Origin of the sequence: Streptomyces sp. NPDC052107 (assembly GCF_040680215.1) — a bacterium.
Taxonomy (GTDB): domain Bacteria; phylum Actinomycetota; class Actinomycetes; order Streptomycetales; family Streptomycetaceae; genus Streptomyces.
In genome coordinates, this window is the sequence record NZ_JBFAWG010000197.1 from 1 (window position 1) to 5,162 (window position 5,162).

Consider the following 5,162-nt stretch of genomic DNA (forward strand, 5'->3'; position numbering starts at 1 on the left):
GCCAGCCAGGCAGCGACCGAACCAGTGAACCTGAAACCACGTCAACCCGCCCTGACCTGCTAGTCAGCCACTCCCGCGCAGCGGGGGAACCTCAGGCGCAGTGGAGCCTGGCGGACGAGCCGTTCCACCTGGGCGACTTGCCGATCGCCTGGCAGATCTCCGCCCGTGCGGACACGAACAACCCGCTCGCCCAGTGGTCGGCCTACTTCACCCCCGACGTCCCCGGCGAGGCCGTGACCGACTTCCTCGTCGCGCTCGACGCCCGCGACCAGCCCGCCCTGCCGCTCGCCGGCCCCGAGCTGGTCCTCGACACCGTCGCCGCACACGGCTGGCTCCGCGACATCGACCAGCCCCAGGCGGCAGCGACGGACCCGACGTTCACCTCGCACATCAGCCTTGGCAAGGTGCCGCCGCTCATCCAGGACGCCGACCCGCGCACCCTGGTCGCCGAGGCCGACGCTGCGGGACCGGCCGGATGGCAGGCATGGGCCGAGCCCGCGCTGGGCACGCAGTGCCTGTGGGCGGCGTCCTTCGCAGCCAGCGTCCCGCACGACCTGGTCGCCGCGTTCGCCGCCTCGCTCAGCTCGACCGCACCGGTCCTGCGCCGGGTGCTGCCGGCGAGCACGCGGGACCGGCTCCTGCGCGCCCCGGCTGGCTGAACGCCGGTGTCCGTCCTTCATTCGACGCATGAAGCCCGGCCTCCCCGATTTCGGGAAGGGCGGGCTTCATGCTGCTGTGTTTGCCGGTGCGCTGAGGGGTTCGGACCGTGACGGCAGTACGTGACGACAGCGGCGACAGAACCCGTAATCCCCACCAGCAGTGCCATCTTGCCTGCCCAGACGATGCGTTCCACGATCTCGCCCCGATTGTCAGACCGGAGTGCCATCGTTCGTCCATGTTCACCCTTACGACGACCACCTCATGGTCAACCCGCACATCTGGGGCCAGCCGGCCAGCGCCAACCCGCTACTCCAGCTCCGCAACATAGACGGCGGGGAGTGGTTCCAGCGGTACGGCGACAGCTTCGAGGCCGTGTGGGCATCCGCGCGCCCCTGGGCGCCCGACAGACAGGAGTAGCACTGCCGTGGGCAGGACCGAGTACTACCACGACCCCAAGGCCCCCAAGGCCAACACCCTTATCCCCGCCAGCAACCTGCTCGTGGTCAACGACGAAGGCGCCATCCTTCTCCAGCGACGCCGCGACACCGGCCAGTGGGCCCTGCCCGGAGGAGCCCAGGACATCGGCGAGAGCCCGGCGCAGTGCGCCGTCCGCGAGTGCGAGGAGGAGACCGGCATCGTCGCGGAGGTCACCGGCTTCCTCGGCGTCTACTCCAACCCGGAGCACATCATCGAGTACACCGACGGCGAGATCCGGCAGCAGTACGAGGCCGTGTACATCGGCCGCCCCGTAGGGGGCAAGCCCACCGTCAATGAGGAGGCCGACGGCGTGCGCTGGGTTCACCCGGACGACCTGGACAAGCTCGACATCCACCCGAGCATGCACGAGCAGATCGGCCACTACCTGACTGGCGCTTACCCCTACCTCGGCTGACCGCTCGGACTTACAGCTCCACGCCGGCCTCGACCGCTGCCGCCCGCACCCGATCCACACTCGCGTGGATGTGCGGGGCGGCCCGGCGGATGAAACGCCCGACCACGCTGTCCTCGCCGTAGCGGCCCAAGATCTCCCGCAGCCGCTCATGGGGCGTCGTCCGTCGGCCGTCCGGCGTCGTGGTCATGTCGCAGTAGACCAGCGCGTCCACGAGGAGCGGATCATCCAGGAGGGGGAACTCGTCGGCCAGCTCAGTCCGGAGGCCACGCTCCTCGGCTTCGAGCAGCGCATACGAGTGGTTCGCGACCAGGCGGACAACCCGTCCATCCGCCCCGTGCACGTCACGGAGGTACCGTGCTCCGTCCAGCGGATGGAATCCGGTAGAGACGAGCGGGGGCGCGTAGCCGATGTCATGCAGCACCGCAGCGGCTTCCAGCACCTCGGCGCTGTTACCGGCCAGCGGCGCCAGCGTCTGGGCGCAAGCGGCAACGCCCTGCGAGTGTGCCCACCTGCGCGGGAGGCTGCTACTCAGCAGCTCGCCAGCCAGTTCGTACGCCCAGTCAACCTTGGTCGCTGCCACCTGGGGAGGATATGGCAGCAACGGCGAGGACGTCTTGGGCATCCGTGGCCGTGCGCAAAGGGGAAGCCTGGACGCTGCGGGAGCCGCCGAAGCGTTTCTCGATTGCGGACGCGATCGCGGCGTACTTATCCTTCCTGGCAACGCGTTGACGGAGACGAGTAGCCAGGGATCACGCGAGCCGAGAGAGCTGCTGGCAGCTGGGAAGGCAGCCTCGCGCCCCAGGGTGAATCCCCTCCCGAGTGCGGGGAGGAACGGCCTCAGGGAAGGTCCAATGCCCCGCCGGTTGATCCCCGTGACCGGGTCTGAATGAGGCCACCATCTGCTGGTGGCGAAGGCGCGGTGGCACCGCGAGTTGCCCCTTCTCGCCCGCGCTCCCAAGGGATCACGTCATGATGACTGATCGAATGGAGCACGGCAGGATGATCGATGTCACCCTGATTCGCCAGAACCCAGTCCGTGTCCAGCAGGCGCTAGCCAAGCGGGCGGTCCACGTCGACCTCGACGAGTTTCTTCGACTGGACGACGACTACCGACAGGTGCGGGCTGAGATGGAACGCCTCCGTGGGGAGCGCAAGAGGATCTCGGGCGAGATCGCGAAACGGCAGCGGGTTGGCGAGGGCGTGGCAAGTCTGCACGGTGAAGCATCGGCCGTGGGCGAGCAGCTGACCGCCGTCGGGGCGCGGCTCATCGAACTGGAGCATGCGCGTCAGGTCTTCCTTGATCCGCTGCCGAACCTACCCGACGCGGACGTGCTGGCCGGGGGCAAGGAGAACAACGAGGTCATTCGTGAAGCCGGCCAGCGTCCGGAGTTCGGTTTCACGCCCAGGGACCATGTGGAGCTCGCTCGGACTCTGGGCTTGGTCGACTATGAGCGGGGCACGAAGCTCGGCGGCAGCGGCTTCTGGGTCTACCGGGGTGACGGCGCGCTCCTGGAGTGGGCGCTGCTGAACCACTTCCTGGAGGCACATGTGCGGGACGGCTATGAGTTCGTGTTGCCACCGCACATCCTGACCTTCGCGGCCGGGTACACGGCGGGCCAGTTCCCCAAGTTTGCGGACGAGGTCTTCGCCTTGGAGCAGGGGGAGCACGGTCCGGAGCGGTTCCTGCTACCGACCGCGGAGACAGCGTTGGTCAATCTGCATCGGGACGAGACGCTGCCCGAGACGGAGCTGCCTCGGAAGTACGTCGCGTACACGCCGTGCTACCGCAAGGAGGCCGGCGGCTACCGCACGGCTGAGCGGGGGACCCTGCGCGGTCACCAGTTCAACAAGGTCGAGCTGTTCCAGTTCACCCGCCCTGACGCCTCGGACGCCGCACACGAGGAGCTTCTCGGCAGAGCGGAGGACTTGGTAAAGGGACTGGGCCTTCACTATCGGATCACGCGACTCGCGGCCGGGGACACCAGCGCAGCGATGGCCAAGACGTACGACGTCGAGGTGTGGCTGCCCAGCATCGAGGCGTACGTCGAGGTCAGCTCGGTGTCGAATGCCCGCGACTACCAGGCGAGGCGTGGCAACATCCGCTACCGGCCGCAACAGGGGAAGTCGATGTTCGTCCACACGCTGAACGGCTCAGGTCTGGCCACGAGCAGGCTTGTGCCCGCGCTGCTGGAGCAGCACCAGCGGGCCGACGGCACGGTGGAGGTACCCGACGTGTTGCGCAAGTGGATCCCGAGCGGTGTCCTGACAGCACCGCCCTCGGCCTGAGCTGAGCGGGCTGTCTGCCGAACACTGAACGGGTGGGCCCCAGGTCAGAATGCCCAACCACGCCGGTTAGCCAGCCATCGCAGTGTGACCTCTCCACACCACGTCTGGTGCTGGCGAAGATGCGGTGACCAGTCTGCTGCGGGCTGTCCGCCGGAGGTGAGGAAGAAACCGGAGAGAGCGGCGAGCGCCGCATCGAGTTGTTCGTCGGCGACTCCGCGGGCGGTGGGGTGCTGGGTGAACAGGGCGGTGGCATCGTGCCCGTCGGCGTAGGCGGTGGCCAGGAGCAGGACGAGGTCGAACCAGCTCGCCCCCAGGCAGGGCCAGTTCCAGTCGCAGATCCACGCGGCGCCGTACGCATCGATCAGCACGTTGTCCTGTCGTAGGTCGTGGTGGAGGACGGCATTGCCTGCGACGGCCTCCCGCCATCCGCTTTCCAGGCTGGCCAGCACGTCCAGTAGGTCGAGTGGTACCCAGGAAGGCAGGGCATTCGTGGACGTGGCGCCTCGGGCGAGGTTGCGCCAGTCGGCGAAGTCACCGCCGTCACCCACCGGCTTGAGGCCCACATGCTGGAGTGCTGTGGGTGGGGTGGAGAGTGCCTCTGCTGTGATCCTGTACGCGTCGAGAGTGGCCGTTAGCTCATCAGACTCCCACGGTGTGGTGGGCATGCGGCCACCGGGGACAGCGTCGATGCCGAGAACGACCCATCCGTCGTGCTCCTCAATCCACTGCAGGCGTGGCGCCGGAATCTCTGCCGGGAGCGCCTGGTTGATCAACGCTTCCCTGCGGTAGGAGTCGGCCACCACACTGTTGTCGAGGCTCTTGACCGCCTTGACGAACAGAGGTCCGAAGGCCCCGCGGAGTACAGCGGCGAAGCCGCTGGTAAATCCGCTCCCTGCGCTGCACCCGGCCTCTACTGAGCCTCCGAGGCGTCGGGTGATGAGCTGGCGAACATCTTGTGGGAGGTCCTTCCAGTCTGGGCGTACCGCTGTGGCGTTGTACTGAAGGCACGAGGTGATGATGTCGGGCATTCCGTCAGGATGGGGGAGCTGTGTTTCCCGGCGCCACGAAATTGTCACGCGGATCCGTGTCCGTCCATTCGCTGACTGAGCCCCGTAGGCTGCGCCCCGGGTAGCGTCATCATCAGTGCGACTACACCTCCTCCTTCCTGGCGCCGTTGATCGTCAGGTGGCCGCACCTGCTTCCGAACCTGCCCACTGGCACGATCACGACCTAGAAGGCTTATGAAGATCTTGGGGTTCTGGCCCCGCCGCGTGAGCGGCGGGGCCAGACTCGTTTTCGTGGTGATGGGGGAATGGGCCGGGGA

6 protein-coding genes are annotated in these 5,162 nt (G+C 67.5%); 4 read left to right on the forward strand and 2 right to left on the reverse strand.

What is annotated here, in order from left to right; translation table 11 throughout:
- From AB0M27_RS46570 to AB0M27_RS46580, 3 genes are all read left to right on the forward strand, one after another.
- Positions 1-659 (forward strand): DUF317 domain-containing protein (locus AB0M27_RS46570; RefSeq protein ID WP_365732265.1); only part of this gene is annotated, 659 nt, incomplete at its 5' end.
- Positions 660-921: 262 nt separating this feature from the next.
- Positions 922-1,077, forward strand: coding sequence for a hypothetical protein (locus AB0M27_RS46575; protein WP_199880944.1), 156 nt, complete (start codon positions 922-924; stop codon positions 1,075-1,077).
- Between the two features lie 7 nt (positions 1,078-1,084).
- Complete coding sequence (locus AB0M27_RS46580) at positions 1,085-1,552, forward strand: NUDIX hydrolase (protein WP_061915903.1); 468 nt, start codon at positions 1,085-1,087, stop codon at positions 1,550-1,552.
- Between the two features lie 10 nt (positions 1,553-1,562).
- On the opposite strand, the gene AB0M27_RS46585 is transcribed toward AB0M27_RS46580, so the two are convergent.
- Positions 1,563-2,132 carry an HD domain-containing protein gene (locus AB0M27_RS46585; RefSeq protein WP_365732266.1) on the reverse strand — a complete coding sequence of 190 codons (570 nt, stop codon included), beginning with the start codon at positions 2,130-2,132 and terminating at the stop codon, positions 1,563-1,565.
- 389 nt (positions 2,133-2,521) lie between these two features.
- On the opposite strand from AB0M27_RS46585, the gene serS reads away from it, so the two are divergent.
- The gene (serS, locus tag AB0M27_RS46590; protein ID WP_365732267.1) at positions 2,522-3,838 is read left to right on the forward strand and encodes a serine--tRNA ligase; all 1,317 of its coding nucleotides are present in this window, start codon (positions 2,522-2,524) and stop codon (positions 3,836-3,838) included.
- 44 nt (positions 3,839-3,882) lie between these two features.
- Here the strand turns inward: serS and AB0M27_RS46595 are convergent, their stop codons facing one another.
- A complete protein-coding gene (locus tag AB0M27_RS46595; RefSeq protein WP_365732268.1) occupies positions 3,883-4,866 on the reverse strand; it encodes a hypothetical protein in 984 nt (327 codons plus the stop codon).
- Positions 4,867-5,162 lie beyond the last annotated feature (296 nt).